Source organism: Coprococcus sp. AF16-22, assembly GCF_003461545.1.
In the GTDB taxonomy this organism is placed as follows: Bacteria; Bacillota; Clostridia; order Lachnospirales; family Lachnospiraceae; genus Coprococcus; species Coprococcus aceti.
Genome location: NZ_QTXH01000018.1, coordinates 1 through 19,182, shown reverse-complemented (window position 1 = coordinate 19,182; position 19,182 = coordinate 1). Strand labels below are relative to the sequence as shown.

Sequence of the window (19,182 nt, the reverse complement as noted above, 5' to 3'; positions counted from 1 at the left end):
CCAAAACTTTTGGTGGGAGTTCGATTCTCTCATCCCCTGCTTGATGGGCGTCAGAAACCTTGATTTTACAAGGCTTCTGGCGTTTTTATTTATATAAGAAAAGTTGACTTAGCCGTACGGCTTATTGTATAATCAGAACTATACAAAATTAGCCGTACGGCTTATTTGCAAAGCGTATATATATAATTTAGCCGTACGGCCATATGATGCGTATGAAGTTATGTGTTGATAATTTGATATAGAAAGACGAGGAATATGTATGAAAATAATAGATTCAAAATCTTTGGGTGAGGCAATCAGAATAAGAAGAAAAGAACTGAAATATACTCAGGCTTATATAGCAGAATTTACAGGATTTAGTGTAAGTTTTATTTCGGATTTGGAAAGAGGTAAGGCTACAGCAGAAATCGGAAAGGCAATTATAATTATCAATTTACTGGGAATGGATATTCTCGTAGAAAAGAGAGGTTAGAATATGAGAAATTTGGGGGTTTGGATAGAGATTGGTGGATTGCAGACATATGTTGGCCGTATAATTGGAGAAAATGAAGAAGATGCTAGATTTTCATATGCAGAAGAGTATCTATCTGGTAACATAGCCAGACCGGTATCAATACATTTGCCATTATCTGAAAACGCATTTTCCGTTGATGATACAAGGAATTTTTTTGAAGGTTTGTTACCTGAGGGATTTACCAGAAGATGTGTGGCTGGGTTATTGCATACAGACGCAAATAATTATCTGTCATTATTAGCCGGGTTAGGTAATGAGTGTCTGGGAGCAATAAAAATTACAGATGAGAATAACGAAGTAGTAAATGCAGATTATCAGAAATTGACAATTGATGAGGTTAGTCAGTTGGCAAGAGAAGGAGCAATGGAGACTGCGGAGTTAGTCACAAAGTCACATTTGTCACTTACAGGAGCATCTGGAAAGGTTGGGTTATATTATGATGAAAATAATAAAGATTGGTATTTACCCAAAGGATCAGCGCCAAGTACACATATAGTAAAGCAGAGTCATGTAAGGCTTGATGGAATAGTTACAAATGAGCAGTTGTGTATGATGACGGCAGGAAATATGGGAATAGAGATTCCTGAAAGTTTTATAGTCAATGTCGGAGATGGCAGAGATGAGGAAGTTCTGTTAGCAACTAAAAGATATGATCGTGCAATAAAGGACGGATTAAAAAAAATCAACGGGTTAAATGTTCCGTACAGGTTACATCAGGAAGATTTTTCTCAGGCGATGGGAATTTCGGCGCATAACAAATATGAGAGTGATAATGCCGGATATTTAAAAATGATGTTTGAGATCATAAGACAGAAATCGTTCAACCCGATAGCAGATCAATTGAAAATGTGGGATATATGTATATTTAATTACTTAATAGGCAATACAGATAATCATATCAAAAATGTTTCATTGCTTTATGATGAAGAGTTGAAAACAGTACGTTTGGCACCGGCATATGACATATTGAGTACTGTGATATATACAAGCAGTACCAGAGATATGGCATTTAGTATTGGAAATGAGTATGATATCGAAAAGATCAACAGAGATTCATTTAGAAGAGAAGCGGCTAATATTGGACTAGGAGAGCAAATGGCCATGAAGCGGTTTGATTATTTGGCAAATGCGTTTCCGTATGCGTTGAATAAAGCATGTGATGAATTACTGGGCAAAGGATTTAACAAGGCGATTGATATTTATGAGAGAATTAGGGACAAGAGGAGAGAGTTTATTTCATAAGAAATACAAGATCAATGACGAATGCTTGGACTATGCAAGAAGGGACAGAACGTTTTAGTAAAATACGACAAAAACATAATAAGGATTTTGTTATGGGTTATGCGTTTAACCTTTGTAAAAATCAGATCTTGATTGTACCATGTAATTACAAATTCAGGTAAAGAGGGTATGGATATGATACATAATAGGGTTAGGATTGTGGATGTCGCAGATGCACTAGGACTTAGTACCGCAACTGTCTCAAAAGTGATTCATGGAAACACAGAAAAGATTTCAGATGAAACAGTAAAACGTGTTCAGCAGGAGCTTGAAAGGACAGGATATATCCCGAATATGGCAGGCATTCTGCTTGCGAGAAACAACTCAAGAATCATTGGAGTGGTGGTGAATGACCATGTGAAGTATGAAGGGAGGGTTTTAGAAGATGGATTCGTGATGGCATCACTGGCGAATGGATTATAATTCTCGCCAATGGAAGATATTTCAATGGATTGTGGAATCTTCGGTCATCCCTGGCGAAATGAAATTATAGTAATGGGAAAAGAACTGATTAAAAGGTTTGAAAAAAACAAGGAAATACTAGGACTTTAAAGATATGGAATTAAGACTATTACGCTATTTTCTGACAGTAGCAAAAGAACAGAGCTTTACAAAAGCAGCAGAACAATTGCATATTACCCAGCCAACGCTTTCAAGACAAATGGCGGCATTTGAAGAGGAGCTTGGAGTAACATTATTTATTCGTAGGGGGAAGAGAAGTTCACTCACTGATGAGGGAATTTTATTAAAAAGGCGAGCCTTGGAGATTCTTAATCTTGAGGAAATAACACTAGAGGAACTTAAAGGGAAAGAAACGGTAGTAGAGGGCACTATAACCATTGGATGCGGTGAATTTGCGGCAATGGAGACATTGGCGAAGATATGTAAAACGTACAAAGAAAAATATCCGCTGGTTCAGATTGCATTGCATACTGCAACAGCAGATGCAGTGTATGAGATGATGAGCAAAGGACTTGTAGACATTGCATTGTTCTTGGAGCCAGTGGACACCGAAGGTTTGGATTATATCCGGATTACGGATTGTGATCACTGGTGTGTTGGAATGCAGCCAGATGATCCGCTGGCCAAAAAAGAGTTTATAAAAAAGGAAGATCTCATAGGAAAACCATTGATCCTGCCCGAAAGAGAAAATGTTCAAAGTGAACTCGCCAATTGGTTTGGAAAAGACTTTTCGAAACTGCAGATTGCTTTTACGAGTAATCTTGGAACCAATGCCGGAGTCATGGCAGCAAATGGATTGGGGTATCCGATATCAATCGAAGGTGCTGCAAAGTATTGGAGAGATGACATTCTTGTACAACGAAAAATTTTTCCTGAAATTACGACAAGTACTGTGATTGCCTGGAGACGAAACATTCCATATTCCCTGGCGGTCAGTAAGATGATAGAAGAAATAAATGCTTTTCAGGCAAAGGAGAGAATTTAATTGACAAGACTCTTGAATTTGTATCCAGGTGGTAGGGGATGAAATACCAGTTATTGACAAAAAGTTATAAATGATATAGTATAGCAACAATTAAAAAAGAGCTTGTCTCGGCATGTAAGAAGACTATAGATTTTGCTGTTTCTGAACATAACAGTTTTATCTATAGTCTTTTTATTTGGCAACAGGAGGTTGTATGAGTAAAAGAGAGTGGATAAAGAAGATAGCTGTTATAATAATTGGTTCAGTCATTGCCGCATATGGTATAACCCTGGCATTGTATGCCGGATTTGGCGGTGCAACGCTTGCGGTATTATGGCAGGGAATATCCGGTACGTTTCATGTGAGTATCGGGGCCGCGTCGTTTATCGTGGCGGTGATTATGATCTTGTTTGTTCTCATATATGACAGATCGCAGATACATATAGGAACGATACTTTACCAGATCGTTTACAGCTTGTGTGTTGATCTGTTTGCGCAAATGCATGTCTACAGCAAATACATGTGGCTCAATATGTTGATCATGCTCGTCGGAATTGTGCTGTTTGCGGTGGGAACAGGACTGTATGCGGCAGCAGACCTTGGGCGTGGTTCATATGAGGCCGTGACATTTGCGCTTGCTGAGAAGAATCACTGGCAGGTGAAGGTAGTCAGAATGATACTTGATGCCGCCATGGTTGTGATAGGTGTGATCCTCGGCGGGAAGTTCGGTGTGTGTACGGTTGTTACAGTGATTGTATCAGGACCGATAATTCAGTTTACTGTTGGGAAAGCAAAGAGAATCATAAAGCTATAAATTCTCCTTTCTATATTCATTCGGCGTGATCCCATAGTGCCTGTGAAAGAGTTCACAGAAATAGCTCGTTCCGGAAAATCCACAGGCGTATGCCACATCGGTCACGGACATAGAAGAGTTTCAAAGCATAGCACATCCCTTTTCAAGGCGATAGTTGTTCAGGTATTGCATGGGTGATACCGACAGGTATCTCTGGAAAAGAGATGTACATTTTGTTTTGCAGCAGCTTCCGGCGCTGGAGATGTCTTTGAACAATAGCTTGCCTGGATAATTCTTCTGGATGAATCCGATCATGGCGGTGAGTGACAGGAGGTCATATGAATTTTCTACATTCTTATTCTGAGTATCCATAGTGCAGGCATCTGCTGTTGACAAAGTTGCAAATTATAACTGTACAATCCTTGATGTTGCAAAGGTGACCATAGGTGACAATTGTTTCATGGCGCCAAATGTAGCGATATACACAGCAGGTCATCCGATATATCCTGATGTGCGCAGTGCTCTGTGGGAGTATGGCAAGGAAGTGACCATTGGGGACAACGTGTGGATAGGCGGCAACACTGTGATCTGCCCTGGCGTGCATATTGGAAGTAACGTTATAATCTGTGCGGGCAGTGTTGTTACAAAGGATATCCCTGATTGGGCAGTTGCAGCGGGAAATCCATGTAAGGTGCTTCGCATGATCACAGAGGATGACAAGAGAAGACTTTTCCGCGATGAGGAGATAGACGATGAAGCCTGGGCTGAGATCTGCCAGAAGCTGGGCTGGTAATGTTACACCACAGGTTCATTGAATTTTTCTGGGTGTCAGTGCATAATGAGAACAACGTGGGCTGACACGATTCAATCCGAGGTTACATTACTTGTGACCTATCCTGTTGCGAAAGATACAGGACGCTGGCAGGCAGCGAAAAACTTTGCTCCAATGCCGAACGTAAGGGTCGGTCTCGTTGTTCGGACAACAGAAAAATCAGTCACTAGAGGGTGGGAGTATTACTGAGGCAATACACCATCCTTTTAAATTTGTGCTGTTTATCATACTTAATATAACTTATGAATTTGTCTGATTGAATTTAAAATAATTAGTGCTAAAATGAAGTTGGTTAGGAAAAACTAACTAGATGAGTATACAGACGAAAGGTGGTTATATTTGTGATGAGCATTTTACTGAGTATAGGTCTTGTTGTTTACATAATATTACTTATAATAAGCTGTAAGAATAAGGGTAATAAGAAGATACAGATTGCAACGCAGTTGGTTCAGGGCGCACTATGGACTCTGCTTGCGGTGGACAACTGGCAGAATGGACACTTGATTACACTGATAGTATATGTGGTGATCATTGTACTTTCATTTGCAGGGGTCGTGCATTTGGTTGTTAAGAAGTAGGAGAGACTCAGATTAATATTGATTTGAGGTTGTGTCAGAGGAGATGATGTGGTTATGTCATATGAAGAGTATAAAAACATGAATGTTCGTATAGAACTGCTAGAAATTCTGGCTGAGGCAGAAGATGATGTGAGAAATGTCAGGGTTGCCCCTGCATCCGAGACATTTGGCGATTTGAGAAAAATGCTTCAGGAGGGGTGATCTGTTTTAAAAGTCTGCTCAGGCGGTTGGCGGTGCTGTTGGTCACAATCCAATATCAATCGTCATCCCGTGTCACAGAGTAGTCGGTACAAATGGAAGTCTGACCGGTTATGCAGGTGGAATAGACAAGAAGATCAAACTGCTGGAGATAGAGAAAACAGATATGAAAAATTTATTCAGACCTAAGAAAGGAGCAGATCAGTTTATGCCGCACACCCTGCAGACCTCATGAACCCAGCGGTCGGCGTCAAGCAGCAGTTCTTCGTGCTGCAGATCAAATTCACAGATATCTGGATCGGCGAAACACTTCTTGTAACGCTCAAGATATTTCTTCCCCATTTTCTTGGCGTAGAATACGTGGATAGTCGTTCCGGGTATGTTTATGTGTTCTCCAACGCTTGTGTACAGGTCGGTGCAGAACTGATTCTTCATGGACTCCTTGGATATGAATGAAAAGTCTATTCCACTTCCTTTGCCCATGATCTCCATGAATTTCTTCATATATTCAGAACTGTCATTTCCTTCGTTCATTTTCTTCTCAAATACTTTTTTCAGAATACCGCTTTCCTTGCCGGTGATAAAAGGATAGAACATAGGTATCATGATGGCTGTCTCAAGCTTTGCCAGCCACTTTGGCGCCTGATCCATGTCGCTGGAACCAATGATCCCATGATCTATATGTATATTCTGACGCCCAATCAGGAGAGAGACAAATGAACCTCCGAGGGAACAGCCGTATGCTGCAAACAGCTTTCCGTCAAGCTTATCCTTGATGTAGTTCTCAACCTTCAGAACTTCGTCAAGCTCTGAAATAAATGTAGAATTCTCCGTATCGTCAAATCCACTATAGCTGACAACCAGAGTATGAAAGTGCTCCTGAAGCCCATCAAGAACGTGTCCAAAGTTGGTTTTCCAATAGCAGCAGGTGCCAGGAAAGAGCATGATGCTCGGTTTATTTTTATCCCCGAATTCGTAAATTTTCATAAAAATATTCTCCCGATTGTTTGTTAATGTGCTAAAATCAAGTACGTTAGACATACCTAACTAATACAGATACTAGCACTGGCGAAAGCGACTGTCAATGTAAGTTCCTAATTGTCCCATATCTCCGGAATCAATGCCCTTGTCTTGACTTCAATTAAAACATAACGGTGTTTTTATATGTTGTAGAACAGCATATCAATAAATTTTTTAGCATCTCCGACAAAAAAGGGTATTCTTTGCTGACAAAAGCAAATTCACGATCTAATTCAAGAAGATTTTTGGCATCATGGTGCATGCCGTGCCGAATGGTTCGACCTGTATTAGAGGAAATATCAAAAGAACGTCAGGATATTAAAGTCGTGAAAATCAATGTAGATGAAGAGCCGGAATTAGCAAGTCGGTTTCAGATAATGAGTATCCCCACATTGTTTGTTATCAAGGATGGAAAAATCAAAAATCATTCAGTAGGAACAAAATCAAAAGACGAAATACTTGCTATGATATGAATAATAAGGAGAAGCACATGAGTACACGAGTGAAAGAAGCAGAAGAGAGAAAAAAGAATGGTTATAACTGTATACAGGCTGTTGCGTGCGCCTATTGTGACCTGACTGGAATAGATGAGGAAAAGGCTGGAATTATTACTATTTTCTTGACAATAAAATAAAAACAGAATATAATTCTTATTAAGAACTAATCCCAATAACGAGTGACGACAAGCAGGAGAAATGCCATTCAAAAAAATCTTGATATATTGGTAGAGGAAGGTGCATAAAGTGCAGTGAGATTTTTGATGCGGATATGGATGAAATTACCGAATTTGCTGGAAAAAATTCGTAACATTCATGGAATTGAATTTTTGGATTATGATATTTCATTTAAAGGAATTTGCCCGAAATGCAGGGAGAAAAATAGTAAAGAAAACGGAGGTAAAAGAGATGGCAGTAAACAAATATGCAGGAACACAGACAGAGAAGAATTTACAGGAGGCATTTGCAGGAGAGTCTCAGGCGAGAAATAAGTATACCTATTTTGCTTCTGTAGCGAAAAAGGAAGGCTATGAGCAGATGTCTGCATTATTTTTAAAGACCGCAGATAATGAGAAAGAACATGCAAAGATGTGGTTCAAGGAATTAGCAGGAATTGGTGATACAAAGAAAAATCTGGCGGCAGCTGCAGAAGGCGAGAATTATGAGTGGACAGATATGTATGAAGGCTTTGCGAAAACAGCCGAAGAAGAAGGTTTCCCTGAGCTTGCAGCAAAATTCAGAGCAGTAGGAGAAATTGAGAAGCATCATGAGGAGAGATATCGTGCACTTCTTAAGAATATTGAAACTGCACAGGTATTTGAAAAGAGTGAAGTTAAGGTATGGGAATGCCGTAACTGCGGACATATCGTGGTAGGAACAAAGGCTCCTGAGGTATGTCCGGTATGTAATCATCCACAGAGCTATTTTGAAGTACATGAAGAGAATTATTAAGGAGATGAGATTATTACGAAAAAGCAAGTGATTAATTCAAAAAAAGCAGTAATGATAGGCTGTGGTTTTGTCGGTTCTGCGTCAGTCTTTGCTTTAATGCAGAGTGGCTTGTTTACAGAGATTGTCCTTATCGATGCAGATAAGAACAAGGCAGAAGGAGAAGCGATGGATATCAGTCATGGTATTCCATTTGCGAGTCCGATGAAAATATATGCCGGAGATTATGATGATGTGGCTGATGCTGCAATTGTTGTCATATCTGCCGGAGCGGGACAGAAACCGGGAGAGACAAGGCTTGATCTCGTAAATAAAAATGTAGCAATATTTAAGTCAATCATTCCTGAAATAGCAAAGAGAAATTTTGCAGGTATCATGCTTGTAGTTGCGAATCCGGTAGATATCCTGACTCAGGTAGCCATAAAGTTATCAGGACTTCCAGAAAACAGGGTTATTGGATCGGGTACTGTGTTAGATAGTGCCAGATTAAGATATAAGCTTGGTGAGCATTTATCTGTGGACAGCAGGAGTGTTCATGCATTTATAGTAGGTGAGCATGGAGACAGCGAAGTTGTAGCATGGTCATCAGCCAATGTATCTGGTGTTCCATTAAGTGAAATGTGTGAAATGCGTGGACATTACAAGCACAAGGAAAACACGGCAGAAATAGCTACAGCAGTCAAGAACAGTGCTTATGAGATTATAAACAAAAAGCACGCTACATATTATGGAATTGCAATGTCTGTAAAAAGAATCTGCGAAGTGATTATGAGAGATGAAAAATCAATACTTCCTGTATCACACATGATTCATGGAGTATATGATATTGACGGAGTATCGTTAAGTATGCCAGCTATTGTAGGTGCAGATGGTATTGAGTCTGATATACCTATTAATTTAAGTGGCGAGGAAGCGTTAAAGCTTAAGGAATCTGCAGATTCATTGAAAAAGATTATGGAGACAATTGAATTATAAATTTTACACATGGAAGGAGAAAAAGGCATGGAAGTAAAGTATTATATATGTAAGCATTGTGGAAACATTGTTGAAAAGGTAAAGGATAAGGGTGTACCTGTAATTTGTTGCGGAGAACCTATGCAGGAATTAAAAGCCGGAGTGACAGATGCTGCTGTCGAGAAGCATGTACCTGTATATACTATAGAAGGCAGTCATGTTCATGTCGTGGTCGGAGAGACAAAACATCCAATGCTTGAAGAGCATTTCATTGAGTGGATTACATTAAATACAAACCAGGGAATATACAGAAAACAGTTAAATCCAGGGCAGGAGCCGGTAGCAGATTTTTGCCTTTGCGATGGTGAACAGGTAGAAGAAGTATATGCATATTGTAACCTGCATGGATTATGGAAATGCTAAAATATCAGTAAGCTATCAAATTTATTAGTAACTCATAAATTTGCTGATATCTTACCAGATGGGAGCAGATATAATATCATGGGTGCATCAAAAACAAAGGAGATGTGCTTATGCTTACAGAATCAGTGATAAAATTATTAAAAAATGAAATGTGGGATCTTGCCACATGCTCAGATGGTTAGCCGAATGTTGTGCCTGTTGCATTCAAGGATGTGACAGAGTATGGCAAGCTTGTGGTTGGTGATGTGTTCCTTGAGAAAACAAAAGTTACTAAAATGAATGCAGAGATGTATATAGATTTGGGATATACATCTCTGCATTTTTTATACGGAAAAACACTAATAAATTTCATAGTTATTTTATCTTTGAAATCTATGAAGGTATATGCTGTCCGCTGGAATATGGACTTGCAAGAGTGTTGGATGATTCAGAGCTGGTGGCATTTGTCCACTATGTTCTTGTGCATCCTGAATATCAGGGGCAGAAAATAGCCGGAAATATGGTAGAATATATTAGAGATAAATATAAGAATTATCTGTACATAGAGGGAATGCAGGAGGACAGCAAGAATGTCGCTTTCTATGAGAGACACGGTTTCCACGTTATGGAAGGTGGCACACCGATACAGATATGCAATTTTTCGGATAAGAGGTAAAAGGGATGCACGATTATTTGACAGAGACAAAGATGCTCGACTATTCAAATGAGAATATCAAGCAGCTCATCAGAGAGAGAAAGTGGAGTGACATGGCAGAGTTTGAACGCCTGAAGGCCATTTATACATTTGTCAGGGATGAGATATTGTTTGGATATAATGTGGATGACAGTGTCCCGGCGTCCAGGGTGCTGCGGGATGGCTATGGACAGTGCAACACCAAGGGAACATTGTTCATGGCGCTGCTTAGAGCCTGCGATATCCCGTGCAGAGTGCATGGATTTACCATTGATAAAAAGCTACAGAAGGGCGCTATGACAGGAATCGTATACAGAAATGCACCACAGAATGTATTCCATAGCTGGGTAGAAGTGTATTTTGAAAACAGGTGGTATGAGCTTGAGGCGTTTATTCTGGATATGGGATATCTAAAAAAGCTGCAGGCGAAATACAGTGAGTGTACGGGTGCATTTTGCGGATTTGGAGTGGCAGTTAAGGACTTTAAGAATCCTGTTATAGATTTTGACAGGAATAATACATATATCCAGAGCGAAGGTATCAATCAGGATTTCGGAGTGTATGATTCGCCGGATGAACTGTTAAAAGAACACCATCAGGAGATGTCAAGGGTGAAGGCGTTCCTGTACAGAAACTGGGGAAGGCATATGATGAACAGGAATGTCAGGAAGATCAGGGGTAAGTAGAATAGAATATGGGAGGTACACACATGGCAAAGAGAAAAACACTGCCAAAGGATTTTGAGCAGCTTGTGCAGACGGCAAGTGATGAGGACATCAAGAAGGTATTGGGCAAATGCGACATCAATGCATATGGCGGATACAACAAGGGAAATGCACTGGAATTTCCACTTTCAGAGGAGATGATGCGGTGGCTGATAGAGCAGGGGATCGACATCAACTATGTTGACCAGTATGGCTACACACCGCTGCTTTATCATGCCGGAAGAATGGCATCAGAGAAACAGGCTATAGCGCTGGTGAAGTTGGGCGCAGACATAACAGCCACCCAGGGCCTTGACAGAGAGACCGTTATGCATGTGGCTGTGAAGACTGGCAATCTTGAGCTTGTCAAATGTCTGATACAGGCGGGAGCAGATGCAGAAGTGACATCCAGATCAGGGGAGACTCCACTTGAGAGAGCGTTTCACTGGGCAAGGACATTTGATCTGATAAAGCTTGCGCCGGTAGCAGAGTATCTGATCGGGATAGGAGTTCCGGTCACAGATAAAATAAGAACATATATGAGAAGCGCGGCTGAGGATATAGAGTTTCGCAGGAAAGATATGAGTCCTGATATTATGCCGGAGCTTGACAGGGCGATGGAGAGTCTGTATGGACTGCTCGGAGTTGCCCCTGTTCCAAGACGGGTAGAATATGACGGCACATCGCCGATCGTCATTCATGAGAAGCGCTGGCAGAAGCAGCATGGAGAATTGTGGAATCTTCTTGTGCCTGGTTCGGGACATGCGGGCACAGTTCAGGGCGAGGTCATCCGTATATCGGGAAAACTTGCCTATGAGATACTAGATAACGGATGCTGCAACTGGGACTCAGATTTCAAGAGCATGGCAAATGCCCTGTATCGATACATATGTATGGGCACACCACTTGACGCGGACGAGCAGAGAGAATTTGCCGGACTCATAAACGGCATCAAGGATGCCGATGAGACGGATATAAACAGACTCACAGAGCTTTCGGTCAAATGGGTGACACTGAATCTGAATCCTATGGCAGTGGGAGAACTTGATTATAAAAGATAGATCAATTACTGTGACTTCCGTCCATAGCGGAAGTCGCAGTAAGCTCCATTTTCGGCAAGGGTCTGTGTCCTTGTGAGCTTCATGCCCATCATGTCAGCGAGCACGTAGTCCATACGGCACAGATACTTTGCCAGTTCAAAGCACCCCTCGTCGCGGCAGAGATTACAGATCCCGCAGTTGTGATAATCATAGCCGAGTATGAAGTCATCGTTTGGTCCGCCCTCGATGATGTCAAGAACCCAGTCATTCTTATAGCGCTTCAGATGAGATTCCTCAGACCATTTCTTCCTTCCCGGAAGCTTTTTTTCATCGAGATAGCTGTCTGCATTTCCAATAACCATATGAAAAAGTTTATTGTTGTACAGCCCGTCTTTGTACAGGCTGAAACATTCCTCCGGTGAAAGAGAAGTCTTTCTGTTTAGTGCGATGAAATATGCGCCCATGCAGTATGAGCTCATGAGGTGCGACTTTCCTATGTCATCGGCACGCTCAAGGACTGCCTTGTATTCGTTCTTTATAGCCTTGCTGTCAAGGATTAGATGCTGTGCTTTTGCCTGCTTCATGCATGAATTGTGAAAGAAATAACCAAATAATTTCTGTGTAAATCTGTATTTCATAGTTACATATCCTTTCTATTTGACACCAGTCAAATTATCAATACAGGTCAATCATGGGCCTGACGATTTATTTAAAGACGATCTCGATTATCTGACACATGCATGATTTGTCCAGATGCTTGAAAACAGTGTTGAGGACAAATCCATATCGTTTGTCAAGAGGTCTGTACCCTGTGAGATATCCTTTCCTGACGACTGAACTGAATGAAGAACTCCAGCTCTTAAGCTCCGAGAGTTCATCGACACTGAAATAAACACCGATGTTGTCGTCACAGTCCTTGAGCCATGTCTTCAGCATGTTTTTAAGACCCTTTTTCTTCGTCGCGTCAAATACCAGCTTGCCTCCAGGAAAATGCTCAGCCATGGCGGCAAACAAAGTCTTAACCTGCTCAGTCTTGAAATAGTAGAAGACCCCCGATGCGAAGAATACGATCCCGTCCTCAGGGCGGAAATCTATCTTGTCAAACCATGAGAGATTGTTGAGGTCACAGGCGATATTTGTCTCGCGTTCACGCTCACCTAAAAGTTCATTGCGGACAGCTATGGCGTCAGGAAAATCCAGATTGTACGCACGTGCCTGTCCGTTATCCACCTGGCTGAATGTTGTGTCGAGACCACAGCCGAGGTTCACAACACAGGCTCTTGGATGATCCTTGAGATACGATCGGCAGACGGATGCCAGATCATATTGTCTGGTGGCAGCCATGATAGCACCGATTTTCTCCATGATACCTTTCCTGTTATAGTCTATCTCGACCTCGTTGTATATCCTCTGACAGTCAAGATCATTAAAGTTTCCCGGATACATCTCCATGGCACGCTTTCTTCCGTACAGTGGAAGAAGAAGAGTTTCCTGGACAGAACCCTTTTCAATTTTCTTTTTTTCCATTTGTTTTTCCTCCTATCTGCAATCCTGCTTCTATGCCGTGCAGCATAACATTCATAGCTTCCATAAATGCAGTTTTCATCTCTGATGTGACTCCACTTTGGCATGAGTCATCTGCAATTATTTCACAGACCATTGAGAACTCAGCCAGAGAGAGCATATACACTGTTTTCTTAGATAATTTCCTGACTGCGATCCCACGTTTGTATAACTCGTCATAATACTTAAGCGCAAAGCCAGCACTTCTTTCTATGTAGATACTGCGGAATTTCTCCAGATATTTGCCGGAGTCATTCTTTAGCAGCATATGAAAGAGCTGCATGTCGCCCTCAAGCATATCGAAGATCTGTACTGATACCCTTGAATACAACACCTTGAGCAGCTCGTCATCTGACATGGCAGTGAAGTCTATTCCGATCATGGATTCAGTGACTTCCATGAGCTTTCTGCCGTTTTCCTCAAATATCTCGTCAAACATTTCCTCTTTGCCTGAGAAATGCTTGTATATTGCGCCTGCGGTTATACCGGCCCTTGCGGCGATTTTACGCATGGACGCCTCCTGATATCCAACCTCAAGAAAGACTTCCATGGCACTTTTCAGTATTGCCGCCCTTGTTTCCTTTGTACTTCCCCGAATGATAGCCACCTCCATTTACTATTTGGTAAACAGCGTTTACTTTATATCACATGGGATTTGCAAAATCAAGCGGCCAGAAGATTAAATGAGTTAATTGAAAATTTCTATCATTAAGCGACTGATGTAACAATATGCCTTTTAGGCATAACAGATAATTCGATATAGGTATTAGACATATAGATATATCAGGACTAAAATAAGCATGTATTGAAAAGTACTTGCTTATTTTTATGCTCATACATTCATAGGATGTGTGGGCGGATATTGGAATGTGTCAGGTTTTTGACGAAGACTTGACATGCAGCATCATTCCACGTCAAAGGTGATTAGAATGGGATGACGTTTAGTTGAAGGAGGTTTACATAATGTCAAAAAAGCTTATAGCATATTTCAGCGCAAGTGGAACCACGAAAAAGGTTGCAGAGATGATATCGGAGGCAGCAGGCGCAGACCTGTACGAGATCAAACCAAAGGAGTTGTACACCAAGGCTGACCTTGACTGGATGAACAAGAAATCCAGAAGCAGCGTCGAGATGAGCGACAAGAAGCTTAGACCGGAGCTTGATGATTCAAATGCACATATTGAGAATTATGATGAGATAGTACTTGGATTCCCTATCTGGTGGTATGTGGCTCCAACAATCATCAATACATTCCTTGAGAAGTACGACTTCACAGGCAAGAAGATCACATTGTTCGCAACATCAGGTGGAAGCGGATTTGGCAACACGATCAAGGAACTCCAGCCGTCGGCACCGGGAGCTGAGTTTGTAGAAGGCGGACTGCTCAACATGGCAAACAGACAGGAGATCGAGAGGTGGGTAGATAAAACCCTCGCGTAAAGAATAGATGTATGACAAATTAGTGAAGGATGATAATAACTTTCATACATCCAACGAATAAATGAAAAAGAGTTACATTTGGAAGGAGAAAAACAATGGCAAAGATAGTACAGACAGCGGGAAGAAATGCACTCGGAGAGTTCGCTCCTGAGTTTGCACATTTTAATGACGATGTTCTCTTTGGGGAGAACTGGAACAACAATGACATCGATGTAAAGACCAGAAGTATCATAACTGTTGTGGCACTTATGGCACAGGGAATCACTGACTCATCGCTGAAGTTCCATCTTCAGAATGCGAAGGATCACGGTGTATCACAGAAGGAGATCGCAGCGATCATCACACATGTTGGCTTCTACGCCGGCTGGCCAAAGGCTTGGGCAGTATTCAATCTTGCAAAGGAAGTGTGGAATGTAAATGAGGGCGATCTTCCATATGAGGATGAGGCCATGAGGGCACATGTAAAGAGCATGGTATTCCCTATCGGACAGCCAAATGATGCATTTGCCCAGTATTTCATAGGACACAGCTATCTCTTTCCAGTATCGACTAGTCAGGTCGGAGTGTTCAACGTGACATTTGAGCCGGGTTGCCGTAACAACTGGCATATCCATCACGCAAAGAGCGGTGGCGGACAGATCCTTGTATGTGTCGGTGGACGCGGATACTATCAGGAGGAGGGCAAGCCTGCAGTTGAGATGAATCCAGGCGACTGCATCAACATTCCTGCTGAGGTAAAGCACTGGCACGGCGCAGCTCCTGACAGCTGGTTCAGCCATCTTGCAATCGAGGTTCCAGGTGAGGAGACATCAAATGAATGGTGCGAGCCTGTGACGGATGAGGAGTACGGAAAGCTTCAGTAGGACTGTAGTAGATAACGCAAGTGACAATATCATATGAAATATAGAGACCATCCGGGTATAAATATGATTCGCGGTTGAATGCGAATGGATATTTATATCCGGGTGTCTTTTTGTTTCGACAAGAGCCTTGACGGATATATGATAACCACTGTACCTTAAGGGCGGCGATGTGGTAAGATGTAAGATAGAAAATATTGGAGTGCTAGAAAATACTGTGGAATAATACCGTATATTAAATACTGAGAATTTACAGTGTGAGTGATATAATGAAGCAAGAAAGTTGATGTAAGGATGTTGATGTAATGGAGGCAGCTGGACAAAAGAAGTATCGAATGTAGAAGTATGATGGAATAATGTAGTATCGAAGGTGAGATGGATGGACAACGGAAAAAAGACATACAATTTCTGGGGCTGGAAGAATGCAGATGCACCGGCCATCACAGATGAATATCCGGGGATAAATACCCCAACAGATCTATACGATGCGCTGAGTCATATCTGGTGTGCAGACACCTGTGCGCCGAGGATAAGGGACAGATGGACAAAGGATAACATGACGCTGGGGCAGTGTTCCATCACTGCTTTTCTGGCACAGGATATATTTGGCGGAAAGGTGTACGGTATAAAGAGACCAGGCGGAAACTATCATTGTTACAATGTGATAGGTGACTGCGCTTTTGATCTCACAAGCGAGCAGTTCGGCGATGAAGTCTTGAATTACGAGGATAATCCGGAGCAGCAGCGGGAGGTACATTTTGCAAAGGAAGAGAAAAGACTGAGGTATGAGTATCTGAAGGCGGCGCTCGGGGAATATACAAAATGATGTAGATAACAAATATGACATTCTGAAAAAGAGCATCAGATAATTAAGCTCGTTGTGATAGTAACGTGTTATCGTACTAGCACATTATGATATATAGTATATAGAGTGCGATATAAATCCATAGACCGGAGAATACATACAGAATGTATAGAAACAACAGGATGGAGAAAATGGCGGAAATAGAGAAGGTAATATTTATGAATATGTGCATGGTATATGATCACGCTGGGCGTGTACTGGCACTCGATAAAGTAGGGAAAAGCTATTCCGGAACGACATTCCCTGGTGGACATGTGGAACCCGGAGAGACATTCACAGAATCGGTGATACGAGAGATATATGAGGAGACCGGGCTGACCATAAGCAATCCAAAGCTCACCGGAATATATCACTGGATGACCGGAGCTGTGAGAAATGTCGGATTTCTGTACAAGACGGATGAGTATCAGGGGGAACTTATATCTTCAGAAGAGGGTAAAGTGTACTGGATATCGGGAGAAGAGTTCCTGCGAAAACCGCTTGCACCAGGAATGGAACAGGTGTGGCAGATGATGCACGATGACAGTGCGTCGGAATGTCTGCAGACACTTACGGAAAATGGCATAGTTTCAAAGATACAATAACAATAAAAGTTTAATGGGATTTATGGGGGAAAGAAAATGTCAATATTTTCAGATATATCAAATATTTCAAATAAAAAACGTAAATTGGAGATGCCAGCGCCAGATACAAAATTGCTCGTGAGGGGGATAGTGTTGTTGGCATTGGGACTTCTCGGGGCCTCAGTCTATACAGTTGAGGATATAGATAAGACGCCGGCTCTTATTTTTCTGTGTATTGGAGCGGCTTTGATCATAGCCGCTATAATTTCTTTGATCTGTTATGGAAAACAGGTGACAGCATTTAAGAAATATACTCCAACATGGGAGAAACATAGAAGTATATTTGATGATTTCGCCATAGAATTAAATCATTGGTATGATTCTGACATGCGTCCACGCAGCTGTGATGGAGACACATCATATATTCTTCGCCTTCAGAAGGATAGAATGGCACGGAAAGGCATTCGTATGATACAGCATACATCACCTGTGAAGAGGGAAACGATGGGAACTACAAGAGTGCCTCGAAAGACATCCTGGTACACAGTTGATCTCATGTATGAGGGTGTTGACAGACGTCTGCAATTCCAGAATTCAACCGGCACAATATATGAGCGTGTAACCGAAGATACGATGTACGAGACAGTTGTCCATACTCCAAATGAGCAGGAACTAACACGTATGTCCATGACTTGTCCAAACTGCGGTGCAGTCAGCCCTGTTGCAGCCCTCACGGAAGGCTGCCCATATTGTCGTACAGTTTTCCGTATCAATGATCTGTTTCCGCGAGTCACAAATACATTTTTTATCCGGGAGAATGCTTCTGCAAAGAATCAGAAGAAGATGGGAAAGACCACAGGGATAACCATGCTGGTTTTCTTCCTTGCATGTTTTATACCTTCTTTTCTCGACCGGGAAACTCCAATACCGCAGGCTTTGTTTATGTCATTTTTTGTAGCACTTATTATGGGCGGAATATTTGGATATATAATTTCTATTATTATATTTATGACAAAACAGTTCAACAGGGATGGACGAAAGAGAATACCGTTCTGGTCTTATGTGACAACAAAAGGAAAGGTCAAAAGTGCATTTGCACCATATGATCCGTATTTTTCGTTTGAGAAGTTTGAGGGACAGATCATATCTCTTATCCGTATGGCGATTATGTCAGACCACCCGGAGAATCTGGCATCATATTGTGGTGGAACATTAAATCCATACTTTCAGGATATTATAGAAATGACATATATGCAGGCTATGACAGTGCAGGATATACATATGGAGGGAAGTCATCTGTGCATGACACTCAGGACATGGTGGATAAATTACAGCGAGAAGGATGGCAGTATCAACAGGCGGGGAGACTGTATAGACGTTACACTCCGTAGAAATACCGCTTACATGGAACCTCCTGGATTCTCCATTACATCTGTGTATTGCAGGAATTGTGGAGCAAGCTTTGATTCTGTCCGTCAGAGAAACTGCCCATATTGCGGAACCGTATATCACATGGAGAATGAAGGTTTTATAATTGAAAGACTTGAGTTGGTATAAGCAAAGAGTATAGATACAATATAAGCTGAGTATAAAGGAAACGGAGAAACTAACAGGTATAGTATCTTAAAATCTGATTATAACGAGGAATATAAAAGAAAGAAATAAAAAGAAAATAAGAAGAGAATAAGAAGAGAATAAGAAAATACATAATAGGAAAAACACAAAAATAGAAAAAAGGAAAAATATGCTTGACATTGTAAAATGATGGTGGTATCTTATAAAAGCTGTCGCGTGAGACGGTGTCAGAAACATCTATAAAGCATCAGATTTTGAGATTTATTCGTTATATAATCTCCCGATTATGATACGAAATCAGTTCATAAGAGCTGACGAAATGACTTGAAAAAAGATGAAAAAAGTTGTTGACATTGAGAGATGAATGTGATAGTATTTAGAAGTTGTCGCTGAAAGGCGAAAACATAAAGAACCTTGAAAAATTAACAACATGAC

26 protein-coding genes and 4 pseudogenes are annotated in these 19,182 nt (G+C 41.3%); 24 read left to right on the top strand and 6 right to left on the bottom strand.

What is annotated here, in order from left to right:
• Positions 1-259: 259 nt before the first annotated feature.
• From DWW60_RS13070 to DWW60_RS13045, 6 genes and pseudogenes are all read left to right on the top strand, one after another.
• Entirely contained in the window at positions 260-472 is a 213-nt protein-coding gene (locus DWW60_RS13070) for a helix-turn-helix domain-containing protein (protein WP_117551401.1), read from the top strand.
• A gap of 3 nt (positions 473-475) precedes the next feature.
• Positions 476-1,756: a type II toxin-antitoxin system HipA family toxin gene (locus tag DWW60_RS13065; RefSeq protein ID WP_117875546.1), complete on the top strand. Its 1,281-nt coding sequence runs from the start codon at positions 476-478 to the stop codon at positions 1,754-1,756.
• A gap of 174 nt (positions 1,757-1,930) precedes the next feature.
• A pseudogene (locus DWW60_RS13060) lies at positions 1,931-2,203 on the top strand (LacI family DNA-binding transcriptional regulator); the annotation flags it as partial.
• A gap of 24 nt (positions 2,204-2,227) precedes the next feature.
• Positions 2,228-2,347: a DUF2716 domain-containing protein gene (locus DWW60_RS14130; protein WP_082418103.1), complete on the top strand. Its 120-nt coding sequence runs from the start codon at positions 2,228-2,230 to the stop codon at positions 2,345-2,347.
• A 4-nt stretch (positions 2,348-2,351) separates the two neighbouring features.
• A complete protein-coding gene (locus DWW60_RS13050) occupies positions 2,352-3,242 on the top strand; it encodes a LysR family transcriptional regulator (protein WP_117875545.1) in 891 nt (296 codons plus the stop codon).
• Between the two features lie 193 nt (positions 3,243-3,435).
• Positions 3,436-4,035: a YczE/YyaS/YitT family protein gene (locus DWW60_RS13045; protein WP_117875544.1), complete on the top strand. Its 600-nt coding sequence runs from the start codon at positions 3,436-3,438 to the stop codon at positions 4,033-4,035.
• Here DWW60_RS13045 and DWW60_RS14125 read toward each other — a convergent pair.
• The gene (locus DWW60_RS14125) at positions 4,030-4,146 is read right to left on the bottom strand and encodes an AraC family transcriptional regulator (protein ID WP_117875543.1); all 117 of its coding nucleotides are present in this window, start codon (positions 4,144-4,146) and stop codon (positions 4,030-4,032) included. The two genes, DWW60_RS13045 and DWW60_RS14125, sit on opposite strands and share 6 nt — an antisense overlap.
• Before the next feature lie 9 nt (positions 4,147-4,155).
• On the bottom strand, positions 4,156-4,386 hold the full coding sequence (locus DWW60_RS13035; RefSeq protein WP_117875542.1) for an AraC family transcriptional regulator: 231 nt from the start codon (positions 4,384-4,386) through the stop codon (positions 4,156-4,158).
• 28 nt (positions 4,387-4,414) lie between these two features.
• Between DWW60_RS13035 and DWW60_RS13030 the strand changes: the two are divergent.
• The 4 genes and pseudogenes from DWW60_RS13030 to DWW60_RS14080 all read left to right on the top strand — a co-directional run.
• Positions 4,415-4,807: pseudogene (locus DWW60_RS13030) on the top strand (sugar O-acetyltransferase); the annotation flags it as partial.
• A gap of 383 nt (positions 4,808-5,190) precedes the next feature.
• Positions 5,191-5,424, top strand: a complete 234-nt coding sequence (locus tag DWW60_RS13025; protein ID WP_055224655.1) for a hypothetical protein — start codon at positions 5,191-5,193, stop codon at positions 5,422-5,424.
• 54 nt (positions 5,425-5,478) lie between these two features.
• On the top strand, positions 5,479-5,625 hold the full coding sequence (locus DWW60_RS13020; RefSeq protein WP_238051945.1) for a hypothetical protein: 147 nt from the start codon (positions 5,479-5,481) through the stop codon (positions 5,623-5,625).
• Positions 5,626-5,638: 13 nt separating this feature from the next.
• Positions 5,639-5,857 (top strand): annotated as a pseudogene (locus DWW60_RS14080) (methylated-DNA--[protein]-cysteine S-methyltransferase); the annotation flags it as partial.
• On the opposite strand, the gene DWW60_RS13010 reads toward DWW60_RS14080, so the two are convergent.
• Positions 5,824-6,609 (bottom strand): alpha/beta hydrolase, encoded by a 786-nt coding sequence (locus DWW60_RS13010; protein ID WP_117875541.1) that lies wholly within the window; start codon positions 6,607-6,609, stop codon positions 5,824-5,826. The pseudogene DWW60_RS14080 and the gene DWW60_RS13010 sit on opposite strands and share 34 nt — an antisense overlap.
• A gap of 167 nt (positions 6,610-6,776) precedes the next feature.
• On the opposite strand from DWW60_RS13010, the gene DWW60_RS13805 reads away from it, so the two are divergent.
• The 9 genes and pseudogenes from DWW60_RS13805 (at position 6,777) to DWW60_RS12965 (ending at position 11,902) form a co-directional block, all read left to right on the top strand.
• Positions 6,777-7,115 (top strand): thioredoxin family protein, encoded by a 339-nt coding sequence (locus tag DWW60_RS13805; RefSeq protein WP_255415683.1) that lies wholly within the window; start codon positions 6,777-6,779, stop codon positions 7,113-7,115.
• A 17-nt stretch (positions 7,116-7,132) separates the two neighbouring features.
• The gene (locus tag DWW60_RS13440) at positions 7,133-7,276 is read left to right on the top strand and encodes a hypothetical protein (RefSeq protein ID WP_158564623.1); all 144 of its coding nucleotides are present in this window, start codon (positions 7,133-7,135) and stop codon (positions 7,274-7,276) included.
• 98 nt (positions 7,277-7,374) lie between these two features.
• Positions 7,375-7,540 (top strand): annotated as a pseudogene (locus tag DWW60_RS14075) (Fur family transcriptional regulator); the annotation flags it as partial.
• 7 nt (positions 7,541-7,547) lie between these two features.
• Positions 7,548-8,090 carry a rubrerythrin gene (gene rbr / locus DWW60_RS12995; RefSeq protein ID WP_044998372.1) on the top strand — a complete coding sequence of 181 codons (543 nt, stop codon included), beginning with the start codon at positions 7,548-7,550 and terminating at the stop codon, positions 8,088-8,090.
• A 27-nt stretch (positions 8,091-8,117) separates the two neighbouring features.
• Positions 8,118-9,062 (top strand): L-lactate dehydrogenase, encoded by a 945-nt coding sequence (locus DWW60_RS12990; RefSeq protein WP_021739968.1) that lies wholly within the window; start codon positions 8,118-8,120, stop codon positions 9,060-9,062.
• A 27-nt stretch (positions 9,063-9,089) separates the two neighbouring features.
• Entirely contained in the window at positions 9,090-9,464 is a 375-nt protein-coding gene (locus DWW60_RS12985) for a desulfoferrodoxin family protein (RefSeq protein WP_022216261.1), read from the top strand.
• A gap of 304 nt (positions 9,465-9,768) precedes the next feature.
• Positions 9,769-10,119, top strand: a complete 351-nt coding sequence (locus DWW60_RS12975) for a GNAT family N-acetyltransferase (protein WP_330417772.1) — start codon at positions 9,769-9,771, stop codon at positions 10,117-10,119.
• 5 nt (positions 10,120-10,124) lie between these two features.
• Complete coding sequence (locus DWW60_RS12970) at positions 10,125-10,823, top strand: transglutaminase-like domain-containing protein (RefSeq protein WP_004853624.1); 699 nt, start codon at positions 10,125-10,127, stop codon at positions 10,821-10,823.
• A gap of 23 nt (positions 10,824-10,846) precedes the next feature.
• On the top strand, positions 10,847-11,902 hold the full coding sequence (locus tag DWW60_RS12965) for an ankyrin repeat domain-containing protein (protein ID WP_243002973.1): 1,056 nt from the start codon (positions 10,847-10,849) through the stop codon (positions 11,900-11,902).
• A 5-nt stretch (positions 11,903-11,907) separates the two neighbouring features.
• On the opposite strand, the gene DWW60_RS12960 is transcribed toward DWW60_RS12965, so the two are convergent.
• The 3 genes from DWW60_RS12960 to DWW60_RS12950 form a co-directional block, all read right to left on the bottom strand.
• A complete protein-coding gene (locus tag DWW60_RS12960) occupies positions 11,908-12,519 on the bottom strand; it encodes an L-2-amino-thiazoline-4-carboxylic acid hydrolase (protein WP_055274015.1) in 612 nt (203 codons plus the stop codon).
• Positions 12,520-12,586: 67 nt separating this feature from the next.
• Positions 12,587-13,408 carry a class I SAM-dependent methyltransferase gene (locus DWW60_RS12955; protein WP_117875538.1) on the bottom strand — a complete coding sequence of 274 codons (822 nt, stop codon included), beginning with the start codon at positions 13,406-13,408 and terminating at the stop codon, positions 12,587-12,589.
• Positions 13,389-14,057 (bottom strand): TetR/AcrR family transcriptional regulator, encoded by a 669-nt coding sequence (locus DWW60_RS12950; RefSeq protein WP_117875537.1) that lies wholly within the window; start codon positions 14,055-14,057, stop codon positions 13,389-13,391. Before DWW60_RS12950 ends, DWW60_RS12955 begins: the two co-directional genes overlap by 20 nt.
• Positions 14,058-14,407: 350 nt before the next feature.
• On the opposite strand from DWW60_RS12950, the gene DWW60_RS12945 reads away from it, so the two are divergent.
• From DWW60_RS12945 to DWW60_RS12925, 5 genes are all read left to right on the top strand, one after another.
• The gene (locus DWW60_RS12945; protein ID WP_117875536.1) at positions 14,408-14,884 is read left to right on the top strand and encodes a flavodoxin; all 477 of its coding nucleotides are present in this window, start codon (positions 14,408-14,410) and stop codon (positions 14,882-14,884) included.
• A 95-nt stretch (positions 14,885-14,979) separates the two neighbouring features.
• Entirely contained in the window at positions 14,980-15,747 is a 768-nt protein-coding gene (locus DWW60_RS12940) for a carboxymuconolactone decarboxylase family protein (RefSeq protein ID WP_117875535.1), read from the top strand.
• Positions 15,748-16,123: 376 nt separating this feature from the next.
• Positions 16,124-16,570, top strand: coding sequence for a YunG family protein (locus tag DWW60_RS12935; RefSeq protein WP_117875534.1), 447 nt, complete (start codon positions 16,124-16,126; stop codon positions 16,568-16,570).
• Positions 16,571-16,740: 170 nt separating this feature from the next.
• Entirely contained in the window at positions 16,741-17,193 is a 453-nt protein-coding gene (locus DWW60_RS12930) for an 8-oxo-dGTP diphosphatase (protein ID WP_055274027.1), read from the top strand.
• A 135-nt stretch (positions 17,194-17,328) separates the two neighbouring features.
• On the top strand, positions 17,329-18,729 hold the full coding sequence (locus DWW60_RS12925; protein WP_147341863.1) for a zinc ribbon domain-containing protein: 1,401 nt from the start codon (positions 17,329-17,331) through the stop codon (positions 18,727-18,729).
• Positions 18,730-19,182 lie beyond the last annotated feature (453 nt).

Excerpts from the sequence above, each read along its gene's own strand:
- DWW60_RS13070 (WP_117551401.1), top strand. The coding sequence starts at position 260 with ATGAAAATAATAGATTCAAAATCTTTGGGTGAGGCAATCAGAATAAGA.
- DWW60_RS13065 (WP_117875546.1), top strand. The coding sequence starts at position 476 with ATGAGAAATTTGGGGGTTTGGATAGAGATTGGTGGATTGCAGACATAT.
- DWW60_RS14130 (WP_082418103.1), top strand. The coding sequence starts at position 2,228 with ATGGAAGATATTTCAATGGATTGTGGAATCTTCGGTCATCCCTGGCGA.
- DWW60_RS13050 (WP_117875545.1), top strand. The coding sequence starts at position 2,352 with ATGGAATTAAGACTATTACGCTATTTTCTGACAGTAGCAAAAGAACAG.
- DWW60_RS13045 (WP_117875544.1), top strand. The coding sequence starts at position 3,436 with ATGAGTAAAAGAGAGTGGATAAAGAAGATAGCTGTTATAATAATTGGT.
- DWW60_RS14125 (WP_117875543.1), bottom strand. The coding sequence starts at position 4,146 with ATGTCCGTGACCGATGTGGCATACGCCTGTGGATTTTCCGGAACGAGC.
- DWW60_RS13035 (WP_117875542.1), bottom strand. The coding sequence starts at position 4,386 with ATGGATACTCAGAATAAGAATGTAGAAAATTCATATGACCTCCTGTCA.
- DWW60_RS13025 (WP_055224655.1), top strand. The coding sequence starts at position 5,191 with ATGAGCATTTTACTGAGTATAGGTCTTGTTGTTTACATAATATTACTT.
- DWW60_RS13020 (WP_238051945.1), top strand. The coding sequence starts at position 5,479 with ATGTCATATGAAGAGTATAAAAACATGAATGTTCGTATAGAACTGCTA.
- DWW60_RS13010 (WP_117875541.1), bottom strand. The coding sequence starts at position 6,609 with ATGAAAATTTACGAATTCGGGGATAAAAATAAACCGAGCATCATGCTC.
- DWW60_RS13440 (WP_158564623.1), top strand. The coding sequence starts at position 7,133 with ATGAGTACACGAGTGAAAGAAGCAGAAGAGAGAAAAAAGAATGGTTAT.
- rbr (WP_044998372.1), top strand. The coding sequence starts at position 7,548 with ATGGCAGTAAACAAATATGCAGGAACACAGACAGAGAAGAATTTACAG.
- DWW60_RS12985 (WP_022216261.1), top strand. The coding sequence starts at position 9,090 with ATGGAAGTAAAGTATTATATATGTAAGCATTGTGGAAACATTGTTGAA.
- DWW60_RS12970 (WP_004853624.1), top strand. The coding sequence starts at position 10,125 with ATGCACGATTATTTGACAGAGACAAAGATGCTCGACTATTCAAATGAG.
- DWW60_RS12965 (WP_243002973.1), top strand. The coding sequence starts at position 10,847 with ATGGCAAAGAGAAAAACACTGCCAAAGGATTTTGAGCAGCTTGTGCAG.
- DWW60_RS12960 (WP_055274015.1), bottom strand. The coding sequence starts at position 12,519 with ATGAAATACAGATTTACACAGAAATTATTTGGTTATTTCTTTCACAAT.
- DWW60_RS12955 (WP_117875538.1), bottom strand. The coding sequence starts at position 13,408 with ATGGAAAAAAAGAAAATTGAAAAGGGTTCTGTCCAGGAAACTCTTCTT.
- DWW60_RS12950 (WP_117875537.1), bottom strand. The coding sequence starts at position 14,057 with ATGGAGGTGGCTATCATTCGGGGAAGTACAAAGGAAACAAGGGCGGCA.
- DWW60_RS12945 (WP_117875536.1), top strand. The coding sequence starts at position 14,408 with ATGTCAAAAAAGCTTATAGCATATTTCAGCGCAAGTGGAACCACGAAA.
- DWW60_RS12940 (WP_117875535.1), top strand. The coding sequence starts at position 14,980 with ATGGCAAAGATAGTACAGACAGCGGGAAGAAATGCACTCGGAGAGTTC.
- DWW60_RS12935 (WP_117875534.1), top strand. The coding sequence starts at position 16,124 with ATGGACAACGGAAAAAAGACATACAATTTCTGGGGCTGGAAGAATGCA.
- DWW60_RS12930 (WP_055274027.1), top strand. The coding sequence starts at position 16,741 with ATGGCGGAAATAGAGAAGGTAATATTTATGAATATGTGCATGGTATAT.